Below are 17831 nucleotides of genomic sequence, written 5' to 3'. Positions count from 1 at the left end.
ATGCTGGCCATTTCGACACGTTTTGCCGCCGCGGCTTCGGTTCTGCTGTTGCTCGGTGTTCCGTCCGCCATGGCGCAATCGAAGTCGCCCAGCACCATGTCGGGGCTGAAATTGAGCGGAGACCAGCCCATTCAGATCGAAAGCGACAAGCTCGAGGTCCGTCAGAACGAAAATCTCGCGATTTTCACCGGTAATGTCAGCGTCGTGCAGGGGCCGACCCTGATGAAGGCGGGCGTGATGAAGGTCTATTATGTGAAGGACGAAGGGGCTGCCAGCAAGAAGGCTGGGGCCAAGGCGTCGGATACCACGGCATCCGGCGATGCTGCGGCCGCAGGCGTCTCGCCCATGTCCGCCGGGACCAACATCGATCATCTGGAAATTGACGGCAAGGTTTACATCAAATCGGACGACCAGGTCGCCACGGGCGACAGCGGCACGTTCGACATGAAGAGCCAGGTGCTGGTGCTGTCCGGCAAGAAAGTCGTTCTTACCCAGGGCTCCAACGTTCTGGTCGGCTGCAAGCTGACCGTGCAGATGCAGACCGGCCTTGCCCAGGTGGATGCTTGCGGTGGCCGTGTCATGATGTCGTTGACGCCGCAGAAATCCAAGTGATGGCTGTTATCAACTCCCCGGCGCAGCCCACTGGAAAGCAGGCGGAGCCGACAGCCAAACCGGATAAGGCCCTGTTCAAGGGCACGCTGATCGCCAAGGGCCTCTCAAAAAGCTACAAGGGCCGCAAGGTCGTAAGCAATGTGACGATCGGCGTTCGCGCCGGCGAAGCCGTCGGTCTGCTCGGCCCCAACGGCGCGGGCAAGACGACCTGCTTCTACATGGTCACCGGTCTGGTGCCGGTCGATGAAGGCACCATCGAGATCGACGGCTTCGACGTCACCTCCATGCCGATGTATCGCAGGGCGCGGCTCGGCATCGGCTATCTGCCGCAGGAAGCCTCGATCTTTCGCGGCCTGACCGTTGAGCAGAACATCCGTGCCGTGCTCGAAGTCATCGAGAAGAACCACAAGGTGCGGGAGCGCAACCTCGATGAACTGCTTGAGGAATTCCATATAAGCCATTTGCGCAAGGCGCCTTCCATGTCGCTGTCGGGCGGCGAGCGCCGGCGCCTGGAGATCGCGCGCGCGCTGGCGACGCGACCGGCCTACATGCTTCTGGACGAGCCGTTTGCCGGCATCGACCCGATTGCGGTGGCCGATATCCAACAGCTTGTGCGCCACCTGACGGCGCGCGGCATCGGCGTTCTCATCACCGACCACAATGTGCGCGAGACGCTGGGGTTGATCGACCGGGCCTATATCATCCATGCCGGCGAAGTCCTGACCCATGGCAGGGCCGAACAGGTCGTGGCCAATGCCGACGTGCGGCGGCTGTATCTTGGCGAAGGCTTTACGCTGTAATCCGCTGAAGATCCCGATAACGCGCTGGTAAGCCGTCCGTGCTATCTGTTGCCTTGACAGGCAAGAGCCGGGCCAGTTCCTATGTCCGGCTGGAAAATTGTTTTCGGCGGTCATGAGGCGATAAATCCGGCTATGGCGCTCGGCGCGAAATTGCAGCTCAGGCAGAGCCAGTCGCTGGTGATGACCCCGCAACTGATGCAGTCGATCCGGCTGCTGCAGCTCACCCATGCCGAACTGGAGCGCTTCATCGATGAAGAGATCGAGCGCAACCCGCTGCTTGAGCGCGCCGAGAGGCAGGACGACGCCGGGGACGACGCTGGGGATGGGCCGGCAGCGGACGGCGGCGACGTGCCGCGTTCGGGCGATCAGGAAGACTGGTTCGACAAGGACGCACCGCTGAGCGCGGAGGCGATGGCCGACAGGCTGGACACGTCGCTGGAAAACATTTTCCCGGACGATCCCGGCACCAGCGACAGGCTCGGCCCGACGCTGGACGCGCAATGGAAAACCACGTCCGGCATCGGGGCCGGTCCGTTTTCCGCGTCCTTGGACATGGAGGCGGTCGCCGCAAGCGCCGTTACGCTGCGCGATCATGTCGGCGGGCAGATCGCGCTTGGCTTCCGCGATCCGGCACTGAGGCTGATTGCCGCCGAACTGGCCGACAATCTTGACAGCGCAGGCTATCTCAGCGCCGACATGGCGGAAATCGCCGACCGTCTCGGGGCGGACGAAGCGGCCATGGCGGAAGTTCTGGCGCTGTGCCAGACATTCGAGCCATCGGGCATCTTTGCCCGCGACCTTGGCGAGTGCCTGGCGCTGCAGCTTGCCGCGCGCGACCGCTTCGACCCGGCCATGAAGATACTGGTTGCCCATCTCGACCTGTTGGCCAAGCGCGACTTTCACACCCTGAAACGGCTCTGTGGCGTCGACGAGGACGATATTCTCGACATGCTGGCGGAAATCCAGGCGCTGGACCCCCGACCGGGCATGGCCTTTTCAGGCGGAACTAGCGAGGCAATCGTCGCCGACGTCGAGGTGCGGGCTGCCGGCGATGGCGGGTGGGCGGTGGAACTCAACCCGGATACGCTGCCTCGGGTGCTGGTCGATCAGGTCTATTTCGCGCATGTCTCGAGCCATGCAAAGAGCCAGGCCGACAAGGATTTCCTGGCCGAATGCCAGCAAAATGCGAGCTGGCTGACGCGCAGCCTCGACCAGCGGGCCAAAACCATCCTAAAGGTCGCTTCCGAGGTCGTGCGCCGGCAGGATGCGTTTCTCGTCCATGGCGTGCGCCATCTGAAACCGCTCAACCTGCGAGCGGTGGCCGACGCCATCGGCATGCACGAATCAACGGTCAGCCGCGTCACCGCCAACAAATACATGCTCACCCCGCGCGGCGTATTCGAACTGCGCTATTTCTTCACCGCTTCGATCGCCTCCTCGCAAGGCGGCGAAGCGCATTCGTCCGAAGCGGTGCGCGACCGCATCCGGCAGTTGATCGACGAGGAAAAGCCCGCGGACGTGCTTTCCGACGATGCTATCGTGGATATGCTGGAGGCCGTTGGCATCGACATCGCCCGGCGTACGGTTGCGAAGTATCGGGAAGGCATGACTATCGCGTCGTCCGTGCAAAGGCGGCGCGAAAAGCGCGCCCTGGCGAACGCCGGACGCTGAATCCGGTGGAATTTTCCTGCTTCGACCTTATTTGACAAGCCGCGGGGAAGTGGCTAGAAGCCCGCCCGCATGAGGTGGGCTAACGGCCCGCATGCGGAAGCGTCGCCATAATGACGGTAATAGGGCGGTCTGTGAGCAATCTGAAAGCTCGGACGTAAAAACGGCGCAGGAAACGTCGCGAAGCTTGTGCGCACGGAGCACGGGTATAAACTCCAGACAATGTGAAGCCCTAAAACAGGAAGGTCGATTTCCAGATGACGCTGCGCATATCGGGAAAACACATGGATATCGGGGATGCGTTTCGCACCCGCATCACGGAACGTATCGGCGAGGCGATTGAAAAATATTTCGACCGGGGTTTTTCGGGTCAGGTAACGGTCATCAAATCAGGATCGCGCTATTCGGCCGACTGCATGATTCGGCTGGATTCGGGGGCTTCCCTGCAGGCCGCCGGCGATGCCCAGGACCCGAGCCAAGCCTTCGATGCCGCAGCCGAGCGGCTTGAAAAGCGCCTTCGGCGCTACAAGCGCCGTCTGAAGTCGCATTACCCCAACAATGTCGGCAGCAGCGCCGATGCCGTCGAAATGGCCTATGCGGTGATGGAGCCGCTGGCCGACGACGACGAGGAAATTCCGGAGAATTTTGCGCCCGCGATCGTGGCCGAATCGTCTATGGCGTTGAAAACGATGTCGGTGGCCTCGGCGGTGATCGAACTCGACACCAAGGACAGCCCTGTCTTCGTCTTCCGCAACGCCGGAAGCGATCATCTCAACATTGTCTATCGCCGGCCCGATGGAAATATCGGCTGGATCGACCCCTCGACGACCAAGCTCTCGTAGGGATAGGGACCATCCGCGCTGGAGTGGGGACTCCGGCGACGGTGAAGCAAGGGATAGTCACAATGGATCTGACCGATCTGATCGACGCAAAAGCGATCATGCCGGCGTTGAAAGTCAACTCGAAGAAGCAGTTGCTTCAATCGCTGTCCGAGCGGGCGGCAGCGATTTCCGGGATTCCGGAGCGGGAGATATTCGAAACCATCCTGCAGCGGGAGCGGCTCGGCTCTACGGGTGTCGGCAACGGCATTGCCATCCCGCATGGCAAGATCGTCGGGGTCAAGCACATCACCGGCGTATTCGCCAGGCTGGAGACGCCGGTCGATTTCGAAGCGCTGGACGACCAGCCGGTCGATCTGGTGTTTCTGCTGCTCGCGCCGGAAGGGGCAGGTGCCGACCATCTCAAGGCGCTGTCACGCATTGCGCGGGTGCTGCGCGACGCCGACACGGTAGCCAAGATCAGGGGGACGCACGATGCGTCCGCCATCCATGCCCTCCTGTCGGAGACACGGGCTTCGCACGCGGCCTGAGCTTATTTTGATAAAACGAGTTCAAAGGGCCGCTGATTGCGGCCCTTTTCGTTGAGGTCATTTTTTTAGTGGATAGCGACCGTCACGAGATCGTTTTCCATGGCGCCGGCCAAAGCACGGTCGCGGGCGTCCGAAAGCAGGATCGGCTGGCCGTTGGCGGAAAACAGCGCCCACAATTCCATTCCGGGCGCGATTTCGCCCAAAGTGGGGAAACGGCCGCGCAGATCGTCGCTAGACACCTTGCGCAGGTAGGCCACCGAGCCTTCGCCAAGCAGGGCGAATTCGCCCTTGGTCATGGCGGTATTTTCTTGGGTTCTGGTCATTTCAGCCTCCTTTTCGCGTGGATGCCGCTTCGGGCCATCCCGCATAAGAGCCATCGGTAAAGATCAGTCTTTCACCGATATGTTTATTTTCCGTACCAGCCGCTCACACTCCGGACGGTCGAGATCGATCGACAGCAGTCCGTTCTTCAGTTCCGCGGCGATCACGCGCATGCCATCTGCCAGTACGAAACAGCGCTGGAACTGGCGTGCCGCGATGCCGCGGTGGAGAAACTCTCGGTCAGTGTCGTCGGTCTGGCGACCGCGCACCATCAACTGGCTTTCCTCGACGGTAATGTCGAGGTCGTCATCTGCAAAACCGGCCACCGCCAGCGTTATCCTCAACCGCTCGGCGCACCCTTCGGTTCCGCGCAAGCGCTCGATATTGTAGGGCGGGTACCCGTCGCCGGATTTGGCGAGGCGTTCCAGCGTCTTTTCCATGGCGTCGAAGCCAAGCAGGAGCGGGCTGGAAAAGGGCGTCATTCTGTTCATACCACCGCGTGTCCTCTTAAGAGCGACATAACTGGAAAAACCCGACTGGCATTTTTCCCGATGGTGTTGATATGGTCTGCCTTGCGGCCAAGTTCAAGCGCCATTCACCCTGCCCGAAACGACTCATCCGACAAGGAATTCCCATGCCAGCCCAACGCAGGATCATCATCGACACCGACCCCGGCCAGGACGATGCCGTCGCCATCCTGCTGGCACTAGGCAGCGCCGAGATCGAGGTGGTGGGAATTACCGTCGTCGCCGGCAACGTGCCGCTGAAGCTGACGGAGAAGAACGCGCGCAAGATCTGCGAGTTGGCCGGCCGCAGCGACATCAAGGTTTTCGCCGGCGCGATACGCCCGCTGATGCGGCAATTGGTGACGGCCGAGGAAGTACACGGCCAAACGGGCCTAAATGGGGCGCAATTGCCGGAACCCGTCATGACGCTGCAGGACCAATATGCGGTGGATTTCATCGTCGAGACGCTGATGCAGGAAGAAAGCGGCACGATCACGCTGTGCGCGCTCGGGCCACTGACCAACCTCGCGCTGGCGCTTGTGCGGGAGCCGAGGATCGCACCGCGCATCCGTGAAATCGTGCTGATGGGCGGCGGCTTTTTCGAGGGCGGCAACATCACGCCGGCGGCCGAATTCAACATCTATGTCGATCCGCACGCCGCCGATATCGTGCTGAAATCGGGCGTTCCCATCGTCATGATGCCGCTTGATGTCACCCACAAGGCGCTGACTTCAGCGGCGCGCACGGCTACCATCCGCAACATCGGCACCAGCGTCGGGCAGGCGGTAGCCGATATGCTGGAATTCTTCGAACGCTTCGACGAGGCCAAATACGGCACCGATGGCGGGCCGCTGCACGACCCCTGCGTGATCGCCTATCTGCTCAAGCCGGATCTGTTTAAGGGCCGCGACTGCAATGTCGTGGTGGAGACGACATCGGAACTGACCATGGGCATGACCGTCATCGACTGGTGGGGCGTGACGGGACGGCCGAAGAACGCGCTTGTCATGCGCGACATTGACCATGACGGCTTCTTCGCGCTGCTGACCGAGCGGCTGGCGCGGCTGTAGCTTTTTTCAGGCGCCAGTCGGCCATGGCAAGGTTGCTTCGTAAGCGGCGGCCGCACGCAGCACCGCCATGTCGCCGCGGGGGCGGCCGATCAACTGCATGCCCATCGGCCTGCCCTGCGTATCGAAACCGGCCGGCACATTAACGGCGGGGCAGCCGCCCAGCGTCGCAAAGCAGGTCACCTGCATCCAGCGGTGATAGCTGTCCATCGGCGTGCCCGCGATGTTGTTCGGCCACGGCGTCTCTATGCCGAAGGGGAAAACCTGCGCCGAGGGCAGGGCGATGAGATCGAATCGCTCGAACAGCGCCAGTAAAGCCTGATGCCAGGCGGTGCGAATACAGGCGGCGGCATGGATTTGCGGAGCGGTCAGGCGCGCGGCACCGTCTGCTTCCCACAGCGCCTCCGGCTTGAGCAGGCGGCGGCGCTCGGGGTCTTGAGCCAGAAGGTTCAGGGCGCAGCCGCTGGACGCATGGCGCAGCGTGACGAAGGCTTGCCACAAGGCCTCGACGTCGAAATCCAACGGCAATGGCTCGCTGTCGAAAGAGGCATCGCCAAAGCGTTTCAGCGCTGCTTCGCAAAGGCTGAGAATGCCTTGTTCCATCGGCACCCTGCCGTCGAAATCCCCAAGCCAGCCGATGCGCCCGCCTGAAGCCGCAACATTGAGGCCGGCAAGGAAGGAACCGGGCTTTTCATAGGAAAGTGGCGCTTGCGGATGATAGCCCGCCTGCACGTCGAGCAGCAGTGCCATGTCGCGAACGCTGCGGCCCATCGGTCCGTCGACGCCCATCTGCGCGTAGAAGGCCTCCGGGCTAGGGCCGCCGGGAACCAGTCCCTGCGAGGGCCGGAAGCCGAACACATTGTTGAAGGCGGCCGGATTGCGCAGGGAGCCGCCAAAGTCGCTGCCGTCTGCGACGGGCACCATGTCGAGCGCCAATGCTACCGCAGCACCGCCGCTGGACCCGCCCGCCGTCCACGCCGGATCGAAGGCGTTGAGCGTCGGGCCGAATACCGGATTATAGGTGTTGGAGCCGAGGCCGAATTCGGGCGCGTTGGTCTTGCCGATGATGATGGCGCCGGCCTCGCGAATGCGCTGGACGAAGAAATCGTCCTCCTGCGGCACGAAATCGGCGAAAATCGGCGAGCCGAAGGTCGTTTTCAGCCCCTTGGTCAGCGCCAGATCCTTGATGGCGATGGGTAAGCCGAACAGCGGCCCCGATGGCGCAGCCACCTTGTCCGCCGCATCCGCTTCGCGCAACAGATCGGCCCGCTCGCGCAGCGAGACGATTGCGTTGACGTGCGGATTGACCGTTTCGATGCGGTCGAGAAAGGCCACCATGATCTCGCGCACGGACAAGGTCTTGCGTTTGACGGCATCCACCAGATCGACGGCGGAAAGGCGGCAGATGTCGTGCGCCGGCGGTATCTTATGCCTATTTGGCGAAATGGCATCCATCGCTTCAGTCCTCATTTCGCGGCTTCCAGTGCGGCGTCGACATCCTTGGCAAAGGGAATGGACGGTTGTGCGCCGGGCTTCAGGCAGGCGAGCGAGCCAGCGGCGGCGGCGCGTTCCAGTGCTTTTTCGAGCGGCAGGCCGGCGGCAAGCGCCGCACCCAGATAGCCGCAGAACGTGTCGCCCGCGCCGACGGTATCGACGGGTTTTATCTTGAGCGCCGGCACTTGCAGAAAATCGTCTGCGGTGGCGGCGATAACGCCGTCGCCGCCCAGCGTGACGACAATGGTGCGGCCCGTCTTTTGCGCAAAGGCGCGCATACGGGCGGGGCGGTCGCGGCCGGCAAGCGCCAGCGCCTCGCCATAGAGGTCGAATTCCGTCTCGTTGGCCACGACATAGTCGGCCTTTTCGAGAAAGCCGGCCGCTTCGGCGCGGAAAGGCGCGGTATTGAGCACGGTGACCGCGCCCGCCTTTCTGGCCGCATCGAGAGCGGCTTCGACGGTCTGCAAGGGGATTTCTTGTTGCAGAAGGACGATGTCACCCTTGGCCAGGAAGGCCTTGGCAAGATCGCCCGGCAGTACCGAATCGTTGGCTCCCGGCGCGACCGCGATCACGTTCTCGCCGGCATCGTCGACCAGGATGGCGGCGGTGCCGGTGCTCGCATGCATCTGGCCCACGCCCGAAAGATCGATTGCAGCTTGCTCAAGACAGGTCAATGCCTCGGCAGCGAAGCTGTCCTTGCCGACTGCGCCGACCATGCGGACCTTGGCTCCGGCCCGCGCTGCCGCCAGCGCCTGGTTGGCGCCCTTGCCGCCCGCGGACGTCTTGAAACCCGAGCCGCGAACCGTTTCGCCCGGGCTGGGCAAACGGTCGACCGTGGTGATCATGTCGAGATTGATCGAGCCGATGACGATAATCATGAAAGGAAATGCCTCCCGGAAGTTGCCGGGAGGCTAGCCTTTCCAAACGGGTCTTTCCAGACGGCAGCGCCGGGAAAATCAGGCGGAAAGCTTTCCCGCCTCCCAGCCCAGGATCGCGCGCTTGCGCGTCAGGCCCCAGTGATAGCCTGTCAGTGCGCCGGATTTGGCAAGCGCCCGGTGGCAAGGCACGACGAACGATACCGGGTTGGCCCCGCAGGCAGCACCCACGGCGCGCGACGCGTCCGGCGCGCCGATATCGGCGGCAAGGGAGGAATAGGTGCGGGCCTTGCCGAGCGGAATCCGCAGCAGCGCCTCCCACACGCGCACCTGAAAATCGGTGCCGATCATGACGACACGCAGCGGTTGGTCGGCGCGCCAGCGGGAGGGATCGAAGACGCGCGCGGCATAGGGAGCGGTCGCGGCCATGTCTTCCACATAAATGGCGTTCGGCCAGCGGCCGGCCATATCGGCGAACGCCGCCCGCTCTTCGCCGGGGTCGTTGAAGGCCAGGCCGGCCAGACCGCGATCCGTCACCATGATCAGCGCGATGCCGAACGGCGAAATGTGGTAGCCATAGCGGATGGTCAGGCCGGCGCCGCGCGTCTTGTAGTCGCCGGGCGACATGGCCTCATGGGTGACGAACAGGTCGTGAAGCCGGCCGGGACCCGACATGCCGAGTTCAAGCGAGGTTTCGAGCAGCGGCAGGCCGCTATCGAGCAGTTTTCGCGCATGGTCGAGCGTAACGGCTTGCAGGAAGGCCTTGGGTGACAGGCCGGCCCAGCGCGTGAACAGTTTCTGCAGGCCGGTCGGCGTCTCGCCTACTTCCTCAGCCAGCACTTCGAGCGAGGGCTGGTCGCGATAGTCGAGGCTGATCTTTTCGATGGCGCGGCGCACGATCTCGTAGTCGCCGCCCTCCGGCGTAATGTCTTTTTCGAGGGTGGCACGAGGGGCTAGCGGCATCGGCGCATTCATAAGCATCCGGGTGTTCATGGCAATATCTCCTTGGCCATGAATATCGTCGCCTTGGCTCCCGGCTTCCACCCGAAACTTGCCTTGCTTCCCGCGAAATGCCGGACTTGTGCCGCTATCCGGCCTTGGCCGTCGCCAGCGCACGGGTAAAGGCCGTGGCGAAGCTGTCGCGATCGTCGGGGTTGAGGAAGCCGCCGATCGATACGTGCTGCCCCTGCGCTTCCACTTCCATCCTGGTGATGCCGATTTCGCTGTGGCGGGCCACGGAAAAGCGTGTCCAGAACGGGTTGAAGTGGTGCGCTTCCAACTTGCCTGAGGGAGCGGTCTTGCGGATGTCGAGGGCCGTGCGCGACACCGATACTTCTTCACGGGCGCGGGCGGCGCGATAGTTGATGCGGAAGGCGATGTAGACGCCGAGGACGTCGAGCCCGAAGAAGCCGAACACCGGCCATGCGCCATGCGACAGGAAGATGGCTCCTGTCACGGCCCAACTGAACATCAGTCCGATCATGATGAGCGTGAAGCCGGTGCGGCCCAGCGAACGGTGCGGCGTCAGCAGCGCCCGGAAAAAGGGCTCGTCGGCTCGAAATGACGCGCCTGACATGGGGTTGCCAGGGCAAGAGGCGTTTGTGTCGCTCATGTCTAGATATTATAGGAGGAATATGGCCAATCCCAAGCCCAAAGATACATCGCCGCCCAAAAATAAAATGCAGGCAGGCAAGCGCGGCGCGTCGACCGCCAAGCCGCGCGCCGCTCGCGTCCGCTCGCGCTACAGCGAGGCGGAAGTGCGCGAAATCTTCCGACGCTTTGCCGTCCAGCGGCCGGAGCCGAAGGGCGAGCTGGAGCATGTCAACGCCTTCACCCTGCTGGTTGCGGTCGTGCTTTCGGCGCAGGCGACCGATGTGGGCGTGAACAAGGCGACGCGCGCCCTGTTCGCGATTGCCGACACACCGCAGAAGATGCTGGCGCTGGGCGAGGCCGAGGTCGGCGCTCATATCCGCACCATCGGCTTGTGGCGCGGCAAGGCGAAGAATGTCGTGGCGTTGTCCGCGGCGCTGATCCGCGACCATGGCGGTGAAGTTCCCGGCAGCCTCGAAGAACTGGTCAAATTGCCGGGGGTAGGGCGCAAGACCGCAAATGTGGTGCTCAACATGGCGTTCGGGCAGCACACGATGGCCGTCGACACGCATATTTTCCGCATCGGCAACCGGCTGGGGTTGGCGCCGGGCAAGACGCCCGAGCAGGTCGAGCAGGGACTGCTAAAAATCATTCCCGACGAATATATGCGCCACGCTCACCATTGGCTGATCCTGCACGGCCGCTATGTCTGCAAGGCGCGCAAGCCTGACTGCCAGGCTTGCGTCATCGCCGATATCTGCAAGGCGGCCGTGAAGACCAGTTGCATTCCCGCGCCGCTGGTCGAGGTCGCGCCGCTGGACCCGGGCTAGCTTTCAGCTTTGGATCAAAGCCCATAGCCGCGCGCCATGGCGGCGGCAAATACCGGTATCAGCAGGAACACGACCGCCTGCGTCCGCACGGCGCTGCGCACCGAAGCGAGTTCGGTTGCCGGCACCTGGAATTGAGGGTCGGCGCCCGCGTGCCGGTTCCAGGCGATGTAGCGCATGGTCGGGCGGATCGATAACAGGCCGACGGCAAGAAATGCGGCCATCTTGGCCCAGAAAACCCAGTTGTAGACGTAGAATTCCCAGCCCTTGAGGCCATAGACGACGCGGCCGACGCCGACGAGAATGATCAGCATCGCGACAAGCCCGTAATGGCGATCGATGCGGGCCAGCCGGTTGATTGTGGACCGCGAAAGGTCGCCGCGCACCAGCACGAATTCGGCGCCGATGATGCCGGCCAGCGAAAACACCAGCAGATGGTGAAGAATGGCAAGTCCGAGATCGGCGGTGTCCATGGGGCTTCCTTGTGTTTTAGTAGAGCGGTTCTAGGTCAAGAGCTGGCGTTCCGGCTGTGCAGGGACCGAATCATCTTCAGGCGGGGTCAAGGTGCGGATCAGCGTCGCCAATTCCGGTTCGTCGACGAGCAGCGCGGCCTCGGCGGGCGCAAGCCATGCGCGCCGTCGCGTCTTTCGTTCGCGCCAACCGGCCAGTTCTTCCGTCACCGACAGCAGGTAAACCACCACGTTCACCCGCACGAAGCTGCTCGAGAGCCGCTTCCAGTAGGAATAGGCGCCACCGGGGGCCTTTTGCATAGTGCCGACGACGCCGGCTTCCTCGGCCGCCTCGATCGTGGCGGCCTTGCGCCCGCTTTTGCCCTTCATGGGCCAACCTTTGGGGACGATGAAGCGCCGCGTTTCGCGCGACGTGATCAGCAGAACCTCCAACTCGCCATTTTGATCCAACCGATAGGGGATGGCGGCAACCTGCCGAATGACCCCTCCCTTCCTGGCCTTCTTTAGCGCGTTTTTCTTGGTGGCTGCCATTGCATGCGATTTCCCGAACAGGAAAGCCCTTAGACCATCTGGCCGGAAAGTGGAATCCGGTTTCGGTGCGGACCATCCTACGGCAGCGCGCCCGAAGCGGTGCGCGGCGGTTTCGTGCTCGGGAATGGCCGGCTACCGGCAGACCGTCCTGAGGCTGCTGGCGTATGGCTCTGTCCGGCATGTCGGCCTCATGGTGGGTACTTGCGGCTGCGGCAGGGGCAGCACGCGCCGATCCAACTCGCGGTTCTGCTGCTGCAACTGCTGGAACTGCTGGCGCTGAAACTGGTCTTGCAACGCCCGCAATTGGGCATCGTTTTGCCTTGCAAGAGCGCCCTGGTTAGCCGGATTGATCATATCTATGGCGAACGCGGCCGGGCCCAGGCAAGGCGAGGCCCCCAATGCCAGGGCAAAGACTGCCGCTATCTTGTACCGTGACATCCGCCGCTCCATGATCCAACGCAAACCTATCATTAAGATAGGAGGCTTTGTCCTTTTCGCCAGCCATTTGACGGTTCCTGTTTTGGTCGGGGGAAAGTGCCGTGACCCCGCACCGGAAGGGGACTTCAAGGCAGTCGCCATAGGGTGCTATCAAGCGGCAAAGCAGTGAGGCTGCCTCACACGAACCAGATGCCATCGCTGACGGCGTCTGCTGTGCCGGCGATGTTCTCGTTGCTGTCGGAGAAGAAAGCCAAAAGGTCGCCGTGATTGGTCTGGCCGGTGTCGAGCTTGTTGGTCCAGTAGGCAAAGCCGTCGGCATCGGGTTCGCGCCCAAGCACGTTCTCGTAGAGCAGGTTGATGAAGGCGGTGCTGGATAGAGAATCTTCGCTGCCATAGTGCTGAGCGAATTCCGGACTGCCGACGTTCGGCTTGAAAAATATCGGATCGAGACGGCCGGCTGAAACCGGAACGACCGTGCAAGCCCCAACCGTTCGAGACGAGCCATCGTGGCGACGAACATCGCCACCGATGCGCGAGACGAGGACGTCGCCTGCGCCGTCGCATCGGCACATCGCAGTATCTGTCGCCCGAATGGGGTAGGAGGTCACCCCATCGGCCACGATGCTCGTACCCTGCATTCTCTGTAGCTTACCTGTCGCGGTGGCATCGGCCCGGACGAAGCGCCCGGACGAAGCGCTTGGGCGAGGCGAACGGGGACACGATCGGTTCAATGACACGCCTGCACGTCTCGTTCCTGTTCTCCGCCACAGACAAATACCTGTCGTTGCTCGTCACGATCGCCATGACCGCGATCGTTGCGCGGCTCCTGTCGCCGGAGGAGATCGGCGTCTTTGTAGTCGCGAACGCAGTACTCGTGCTATCGGAGACCCTGCGAGACTTTGGAACCGGGACTTACATCATCCAGGAGAGAGTGCCGAGCCGCGAAGGCGTGCGCACTGCCTTCACCGTGATGGCCGGAATCGGCGGAGCGGTTTCGCTCGCACTATTTTCTGCTGCGCCGCTGTTCGCCGAATTCTACGCCGAGCCGCGTCTCGTCACCGCATTGCGGATCGCCTCGCTGGGCATCCTGGCGAGTTCTTTCGCGGCAGTCTCGATGTCGGTTCTCAGGCGCGATATGGATTTCAGGACCCTGGCGTTCATCAACGTCGGCGGGATCGTCGTCAATCTCCTGGTAGCGGTCGGGCTGGCATTGGCCGGATGGAGTTACCTTGCCCTAATCGTCGGGGGGGTCACGGGTCAATTCTTCGTCGCCCTTGCGGCGATGATCTGCCGACCCAACTTCTGGATGTTCGTGCCATGCCTTTCGAAGTGGCGGGAAGTGCTTGCCTTCGGCGGCTGGTCCAGCATGACGACCCTTCTCAACAATCTCTATGCGTTGCTGCCGCAGCTTTTGCTGGGACGGACGGCCGGGTTCGACGCAGCCGCGCTCTACAACCGCGCGACGATTCTGTGCCAGCTTCCCGAGCGTGCAGTGATTGGAGCCGTACAGCCGCTGCTGCTGCCCGCGCTGACGGCCAAAGCCAGGATGGGCGCAGACCTCAAGCGCGCCTACCTCCATGCGCTCAGCCTGCTGTCTGCGGTCCACTGGCCGCTGCTCCTGGGGCTGGCGATATTGGCCGAGCCGGCGGTGCGGATCGTGCTCGGCCCGCAATGGGACGCGGCTGCACCGCTTTTACGCATCATGGCGCTGGCGTGGCTGACGACGGCCGCGGCGGCGCTCACCTTCCCGGTGCTCGTCGCCGTCGGGCGGGTACGCGACACGCTGATCGCGAGCCTTATATCGTTGCCGCCTTCAGCGCTCGTCCTGGTGCTGGCGGCGCCCCATGGCGTGACGGCGGTGGCGGCAAGCATGCTGGTCGCGCTTCCGCTGCAGGTTGGCGTCGCCCTGGTCACGATCCGCCGCCATGTCGGATTTACCTGGACCGAGATCGCGTCCGCCGTGTGGAAGAGCGCCGCTGCTGCGTCGGCCTCGGCCGCAGTCCCTTTGGCGATCGCCTCACACAGCGGCTTCCGCGCCGACCTGTCCTTCTTCCTGCTCACCATGGCCGTCGCAGGTGCCGGCGCCGGCTGGCTTGCCTCACTGGCCATTACGCGCCATCCACTGCTCGCGGAGATTCGCGCGGCCAGCGGTTTCATGGCGCGGCTTGGACCTTCTTCCGCAACCTCCCGGGCGCGGCCATGACGATCATCTTGCCGGACAAGAATGACGATTGCGCGCTCGCGGACCCGCCGCCCCCGAATGCCTGGAACCTTGAGCCCTTCGTGGCGCGGTGGCTGGAGGATGGGCCGAAGCGCCTGCGCGCCAACCACGGCCTCTTCCGCGAACTCCTGACGGAGGCGCACGACTTGCTGGCGGCCGGCGACGCCACCTCGGCGGCGGCATGGTGCGAGATCGCAGGCTTCCAGGCAGCGGCAGCGCACTCCGCCCTCTTTGCCAGTCCGGAACTGGAAGCCATGGTACGCGCGCTCGCGCATCGCAGCTTCGGCGACGCTCCGATCCCGCGTGGCCCCGGACTGGCCCTCCCGGGTCGTCGCATCCTGCATGTCGCCACCTATGTTCAGCCGATCGGAGGCCTTTCGCGCATGATCTGGCGCTGGATCGAAGCGGATGAAGATGGGGTGCATTCGGTCGCGCTGATCCGTCAGCGCCGCGCAATACCGCAGCAACTCGTCGCGGCGGTAAAGGAGAGCGGAGGAAAGATACACGACCTGAGCAGCGAGGGGCCGGCAGACCTTTTCGGTCTGGCTGGATCGCTGCGCCGTGCTGCCGCCGGCGCCGATCTCGTCGTCCTGCATATCGACACGCGGGACATCGTGCCGCTTCTGGCCTTTTCCACGGCCGGCGAGAGGCCGCCGATCGCCTATCTTGATCACGCGGATCACGCCATGTGGATCAGCGTGTCGATCGCCGACATCGTCATCGCGCTCAGAAATTCCGGAAAGCAACTGGCGCTCACGCGCCGGAGCGTTGCGCCGGAACGCTCCGTGCTCCTGCCTATACCGCTTCCCCGCATCGAGCGCACTCTCACGAGGACGCAGGCCAAGCGCATGCTCGGGATTCCCGAGGAAGCCCTGCTTCTCGTCTCCGTCGCCCGCAAGGTGAAGTACCGCAGCGTGGAGGGCGCCAGTTTCGCCGACGCCCATGTGCCTTTCCTCGAGCGCTGGCCGGGCGCACGGCTTGTTGTCCTTGGAAGCGGTAGCCCCCCCGAATGGGCGGCGGCCGAGGCCAAAGTCCCCGGCCGCATCGAGGGCCTGCCGGAAAGTGACCAGACCGCACTCTACTACCAGGCCGCAGACATCTATGTGGATTCCTTTCCCTTCGTCTCGACGACTTCCCTGCTCGAGGCAGGAGCATACGGCACGCCTCTTGTCAGCCGCTATCCGTTCGGGCCGGGCGCGGAGATACTCGGCGCGGACATGCCCGGCCTGGAAGGACATCTGGTGCGCGCGCTGGACCTCGCTGCCTACAACGCCGCGCTCAATGCGCTGGCCGCTGATCCGGCGGGCAGGGAGAAACGGGGTGATGCCACCCGCCTGGGCATAACAACCCACCATCAGGGACCAGCATGGAGTGCGGCGGTTGCGGCGGTCTACAAGGCCGCGGGAGCCGTGTCACCAGTCCAACCTGCCGCTATCGCCCTGGATGTCCCGCATCTAGGCTCGCCGGACGTGTTTGTGCCCTTCGTCCACGGCCAGATGCTCAGCCGTGACCAACTCATCTGCTCCCAACTCGCGCTGATGCCGCCGGGACGGCGCATGCGGCACTGGCTCGACCTGGTGTTCAGGCATGGACTGCGCTTCGGCGGGCGCGGTGACCTTCTTAAATGCTGGGTGCCGTCGCGCCTGGTGGCCCGGATTCGACGGTCTTGACTGCCTGGGTGGGACCAATCGCTCCTGAAAGGCGCCGCCGTCGTTCGCGGGCGCACGGTAGGGGACGCGTTTTCGCTCAGCCGCACTAAAGTACGTTTCAGCGATTGTGCGCCCGTGCAAAGGCCCCGAGTGTCCTGCGGCCGAGATGGCGGGCATGATGGAGCGAAAGTCCTGCGGCGACGCCGAAGGCAAAGGTGACGGGCGCCAGCACCGAGCGCCGCCACTGCGCATAACGCTGCATGATCTCTCCTTGGAGGAGCATTTCCCACTTCGCCGCGATCGTCTCTGACGTGTACTCCTGTGCCATGGCCTCGCCGTTTCTGACCAGGCTTGCGTAAAGTTCCGGATCTTCGGCCAGCTGCAGCACATGGTCGAGCGCCTCGCGGCCGGACGACGCGACGAGGTAGTCGCGCCCTGGCGTCGCGACCTGCCGATAGGCCGAATCGTGTCCGCCGATGAAGGGAATTTTCGCGTGCCAGGCATTGAAGAGCTTGCTTGGGGGCTTCGTGCCGTGTCGATTACGGTCGAAGCTGCGTATGCCGATGACGACGTCGGTCTCGCGCATGTCGTGCCACTGCTCGCGGGCCGGCACCTCGAACGCAATGCCGTGCGCTGCGAACATAGCGTGCCAGTCGACAACCGTTCCGGCGAGGTTGCGGTCGATCTGTCCGAAATAGGCGACTGTGCGCACACCGCGCCGGCCGGGATCGCGCTCTTTGATGCCGGCCTGTACCCAATGAGGCATGTAGCCCGCCGCGCGTCCCGCCTGGTCGCGGTTCTGGACGATGTGGTAGTTAGCCCATTTCCGCTTCGGATAGTCTGCCCGCACGCAGGCGACGAAGGCGCGGGAATCCGGCCGCAGCCCGAGCAGCGTATCGGAATGGACGAGATTGACGGCCGCTGGATCGAGCCGGTTGGTGCAAGTCACGTCGAGGCGCCCGCGTCGGGCGAGTAGCACAAAGGTCTGCAGGCACCAGGAAAGCTCCCCATTCGAGAAGATGTCCGTGGAGGCCACTGCGGTGTCTATGTCGTCATAGCATCCGACAAGCCGGGCGATTTCCGCCTCGCTCCGCCCCACGACAAAATTGAAGCGCATGGCCGCTCCCTTACGGATGCATGTCGAAGCCAAAGCCCGATGCTAGCAACGCCAGGACGCGCCGCGCAGGGGGCCTTGCGTCGTATGGTGTCCTCATTTCGGTGTAGAGGTCATCCGGAAGTGTACGCCCGTGTCGATACCGTCTTCGAGTCAGCCTGTTCATTGGTATTCATTGGTGGCGTGATTCGCTTTGCCGATCATCTGGGCCTCCTTCAGCGTATAGAAGATTTCTCCATCGAGCAGTTCGTCGCGAAGCTTCGAGTTGAAGCTCTCGCA

The 17831-nt window shown here is 63.3% G+C and carries 20 protein-coding genes and 1 pseudogene; 10 read left to right on the top strand and 11 right to left on the bottom strand.

Features of this window, described 5'->3' with window-relative positions; genetic code table 11:
- From ACX3P1_RS19455 to ptsN, 5 genes are all read left to right on the top strand, one after another.
- Complete coding sequence (locus ACX3P1_RS19455) at positions 1–612, top strand: LptA/OstA family protein (protein WP_459081249.1); 612 nt, start codon at positions 1–3, stop codon at positions 610–612.
- The gene (gene lptB, locus ACX3P1_RS19450) at positions 612–1412 is read left to right on the top strand and encodes an LPS export ABC transporter ATP-binding protein (RefSeq protein ID WP_459081248.1); all 801 of its coding nucleotides are present in this window, start codon (positions 612–614) and stop codon (positions 1410–1412) included. The genes ACX3P1_RS19455 and lptB overlap by 1 nt, the downstream gene beginning before the upstream one ends.
- Before the next feature lie 132 nt (positions 1413–1544).
- The gene (rpoN, locus tag ACX3P1_RS19445; protein WP_459081298.1) at positions 1545–3083 is read left to right on the top strand and encodes an RNA polymerase factor sigma-54; all 1539 of its coding nucleotides are present in this window, start codon (positions 1545–1547) and stop codon (positions 3081–3083) included.
- Between the two features lie 254 nt (positions 3084–3337).
- On the top strand, positions 3338–3922 hold the full coding sequence (gene hpf, locus ACX3P1_RS19440; RefSeq protein WP_459081247.1) for a ribosome hibernation-promoting factor, HPF/YfiA family: 585 nt from the start codon (positions 3338–3340) through the stop codon (positions 3920–3922).
- 62 nt (positions 3923–3984) lie between these two features.
- On the top strand, positions 3985–4449 hold the full coding sequence (gene ptsN / locus ACX3P1_RS19435; protein ID WP_459081246.1) for a PTS IIA-like nitrogen regulatory protein PtsN: 465 nt from the start codon (positions 3985–3987) through the stop codon (positions 4447–4449).
- A 65-nt stretch (positions 4450–4514) separates the two neighbouring features.
- On the opposite strand, the gene ACX3P1_RS19430 is transcribed toward ptsN, so the two are convergent.
- Together ACX3P1_RS19430 and ACX3P1_RS19425 are read right to left on the bottom strand one after the other, a co-directional pair.
- Positions 4515–4772 (bottom strand): BQ00720 family protein, encoded by a 258-nt coding sequence (locus tag ACX3P1_RS19430; RefSeq protein ID WP_459081245.1) that lies wholly within the window; start codon positions 4770–4772, stop codon positions 4515–4517.
- A gap of 63 nt (positions 4773–4835) precedes the next feature.
- Positions 4836–5261 carry an Hsp20 family protein gene (locus ACX3P1_RS19425; RefSeq protein ID WP_459081244.1) on the bottom strand — a complete coding sequence of 142 codons (426 nt, stop codon included), beginning with the start codon at positions 5259–5261 and terminating at the stop codon, positions 4836–4838.
- Between the two features lie 143 nt (positions 5262–5404).
- Between ACX3P1_RS19425 and ACX3P1_RS19420 the strand changes: the two genes are divergently transcribed.
- Entirely contained in the window at positions 5405–6346 is a 942-nt protein-coding gene (locus tag ACX3P1_RS19420; RefSeq protein WP_459081243.1) for a nucleoside hydrolase, read from the top strand.
- Between the two features lie 6 nt (positions 6347–6352).
- Here ACX3P1_RS19420 and ACX3P1_RS19415 read toward each other — a convergent pair whose 3' ends face one another.
- The 4 genes from ACX3P1_RS19415 to ACX3P1_RS19400 all read right to left on the bottom strand — a co-directional run bounded on the left by ACX3P1_RS19415 (position 6353) and on the right by ACX3P1_RS19400 (position 10324).
- Entirely contained in the window at positions 6353–7813 is a 1461-nt protein-coding gene (locus tag ACX3P1_RS19415) for an amidase (protein WP_459081242.1), read from the bottom strand.
- Positions 7810–8715 carry a ribokinase gene (locus ACX3P1_RS19410; RefSeq protein WP_459081241.1) on the bottom strand — a complete coding sequence of 302 codons (906 nt, stop codon included), beginning with the start codon at positions 8713–8715 and terminating at the stop codon, positions 7810–7812. Before ACX3P1_RS19410 ends, ACX3P1_RS19415 begins: the two co-directional genes overlap by 4 nt.
- Before the next feature lie 78 nt (positions 8716–8793).
- Positions 8794–9687, bottom strand: coding sequence for a methylated-DNA--[protein]-cysteine S-methyltransferase (locus tag ACX3P1_RS19405; RefSeq protein ID WP_459081297.1), 894 nt, complete (start codon positions 9685–9687; stop codon positions 8794–8796).
- 112 nt (positions 9688–9799) lie between these two features.
- Positions 9800–10324 (bottom strand): DUF2244 domain-containing protein, encoded by a 525-nt coding sequence (locus tag ACX3P1_RS19400; protein WP_459081240.1) that lies wholly within the window; start codon positions 10322–10324, stop codon positions 9800–9802.
- 22 nt (positions 10325–10346) lie between these two features.
- Here ACX3P1_RS19400 and nth point away from each other — a divergent pair, with 22 nt between their 5' ends.
- Entirely contained in the window at positions 10347–11132 is a 786-nt protein-coding gene (nth, locus tag ACX3P1_RS19395; protein ID WP_459081239.1) for an endonuclease III, read from the top strand.
- A gap of 14 nt (positions 11133–11146) precedes the next feature.
- Here the strand turns inward: nth and ACX3P1_RS19390 are convergent, their stop codons facing one another.
- Both ACX3P1_RS19390 and ACX3P1_RS19385 read right to left on the bottom strand, forming a co-directional pair.
- Positions 11147–11602: a DUF2214 family protein gene (locus ACX3P1_RS19390; RefSeq protein WP_459081238.1), complete on the bottom strand. Its 456-nt coding sequence runs from the start codon at positions 11600–11602 to the stop codon at positions 11147–11149.
- A gap of 30 nt (positions 11603–11632) precedes the next feature.
- Positions 11633–12130, bottom strand: a complete 498-nt coding sequence (locus tag ACX3P1_RS19385) for an NUDIX hydrolase (protein WP_459081237.1) — start codon at positions 12128–12130, stop codon at positions 11633–11635.
- 201 nt (positions 12131–12331) lie between these two features.
- Between ACX3P1_RS19385 and ACX3P1_RS19380 the strand changes: the two genes are divergently transcribed.
- Entirely contained in the window at positions 12332–12565 is a 234-nt protein-coding gene (locus ACX3P1_RS19380; protein ID WP_459081236.1) for a hypothetical protein, read from the top strand.
- A 179-nt stretch (positions 12566–12744) separates the two neighbouring features.
- On the opposite strand, the gene ACX3P1_RS19375 is transcribed toward ACX3P1_RS19380, so the two are convergent.
- Positions 12745–13206 (bottom strand): DUF4214 domain-containing protein, encoded by a 462-nt coding sequence (locus ACX3P1_RS19375; protein ID WP_459081235.1) that lies wholly within the window; start codon positions 13204–13206, stop codon positions 12745–12747.
- A gap of 59 nt (positions 13207–13265) precedes the next feature.
- Between ACX3P1_RS19375 and ACX3P1_RS19370 the strand changes: the two genes are divergently transcribed.
- Entirely contained in the window at positions 13266–14771 is a 1506-nt protein-coding gene (locus ACX3P1_RS19370; RefSeq protein ID WP_459081234.1) for a lipopolysaccharide biosynthesis protein, read from the top strand.
- Positions 14768–16459 (top strand): glycosyltransferase family protein, encoded by a 1692-nt coding sequence (locus tag ACX3P1_RS19365; protein ID WP_459081233.1) that lies wholly within the window; start codon positions 14768–14770, stop codon positions 16457–16459. Before ACX3P1_RS19370 ends, ACX3P1_RS19365 begins: the two co-directional genes overlap by 4 nt.
- A 97-nt stretch (positions 16460–16556) precedes the next feature.
- Here the strand turns inward: ACX3P1_RS19365 and ACX3P1_RS19360 are convergent, their stop codons facing one another.
- Positions 16557–17555 (bottom strand): glycosyltransferase, encoded by a 999-nt coding sequence (locus ACX3P1_RS19360; protein ID WP_459081232.1) that lies wholly within the window; start codon positions 17553–17555, stop codon positions 16557–16559.
- Between the two features lie 195 nt (positions 17556–17750).
- Positions 17751–17831: pseudogene (locus ACX3P1_RS19355) on the bottom strand (integrase core domain-containing protein); the annotation flags it as partial.

It is taken from the genome of Mesorhizobium sp. A623 (genome assembly GCF_054489405.1).
Note: the sequence above shows the minus strand (reverse complement) of the source record. Positions and strands in the feature narration are given on the sequence as shown.

Bases quoted from the DNA above. Each gene is read 5' to 3' on its own strand.
- hpf (WP_459081247.1), top strand. From the start codon at position 3,338: ATGACGCTGCGCATATCGGGAAAACACATGGATATCGGGGATGCGTTT.
- ptsN (WP_459081246.1), top strand. From the start codon at position 3,985: ATGGATCTGACCGATCTGATCGACGCAAAAGCGATCATGCCGGCGTTG.
- rpoN (WP_459081298.1), top strand. From the start codon at position 1,545: ATGGCGCTCGGCGCGAAATTGCAGCTCAGGCAGAGCCAGTCGCTGGTG.
- lptB (WP_459081248.1), top strand. From the start codon at position 612: ATGGCTGTTATCAACTCCCCGGCGCAGCCCACTGGAAAGCAGGCGGAG.
- ACX3P1_RS19425 (WP_459081244.1), bottom strand. From the start codon at position 5,261: ATGAACAGAATGACGCCCTTTTCCAGCCCGCTCCTGCTTGGCTTCGAC.
- ACX3P1_RS19415 (WP_459081242.1), bottom strand. From the start codon at position 7,813: ATGAGGACTGAAGCGATGGATGCCATTTCGCCAAATAGGCATAAGATA.
- ACX3P1_RS19400 (WP_459081240.1), bottom strand. From the start codon at position 10,324: ATGAGCGACACAAACGCCTCTTGCCCTGGCAACCCCATGTCAGGCGCG.
- ACX3P1_RS19430 (WP_459081245.1), bottom strand. From the start codon at position 4,772: ATGACCAGAACCCAAGAAAATACCGCCATGACCAAGGGCGAATTCGCC.
- nth (WP_459081239.1), top strand. From the start codon at position 10,347: ATGGCCAATCCCAAGCCCAAAGATACATCGCCGCCCAAAAATAAAATG.
- ACX3P1_RS19360 (WP_459081232.1), bottom strand. From the start codon at position 17,555: ATGCGCTTCAATTTTGTCGTGGGGCGGAGCGAGGCGGAAATCGCCCGG.
- ACX3P1_RS19390 (WP_459081238.1), bottom strand. From the start codon at position 11,602: ATGGACACCGCCGATCTCGGACTTGCCATTCTTCACCATCTGCTGGTG.
- ACX3P1_RS19365 (WP_459081233.1), top strand. From the start codon at position 14,768: ATGACGATCATCTTGCCGGACAAGAATGACGATTGCGCGCTCGCGGAC.
- ACX3P1_RS19420 (WP_459081243.1), top strand. From the start codon at position 5,405: ATGCCAGCCCAACGCAGGATCATCATCGACACCGACCCCGGCCAGGAC.
- ACX3P1_RS19405 (WP_459081297.1), bottom strand. From the start codon at position 9,687: ATGAATGCGCCGATGCCGCTAGCCCCTCGTGCCACCCTCGAAAAAGAC.
- ACX3P1_RS19385 (WP_459081237.1), bottom strand. From the start codon at position 12,130: ATGGCAGCCACCAAGAAAAACGCGCTAAAGAAGGCCAGGAAGGGAGGG.
- ACX3P1_RS19410 (WP_459081241.1), bottom strand. From the start codon at position 8,715: ATGATTATCGTCATCGGCTCGATCAATCTCGACATGATCACCACGGTC.
- ACX3P1_RS19455 (WP_459081249.1), top strand. From the start codon at position 1: ATGCTGGCCATTTCGACACGTTTTGCCGCCGCGGCTTCGGTTCTGCTG.
- ACX3P1_RS19375 (WP_459081235.1), bottom strand. From the start codon at position 13,206: ATGCAGGGTACGAGCATCGTGGCCGATGGGGTGACCTCCTACCCCATT.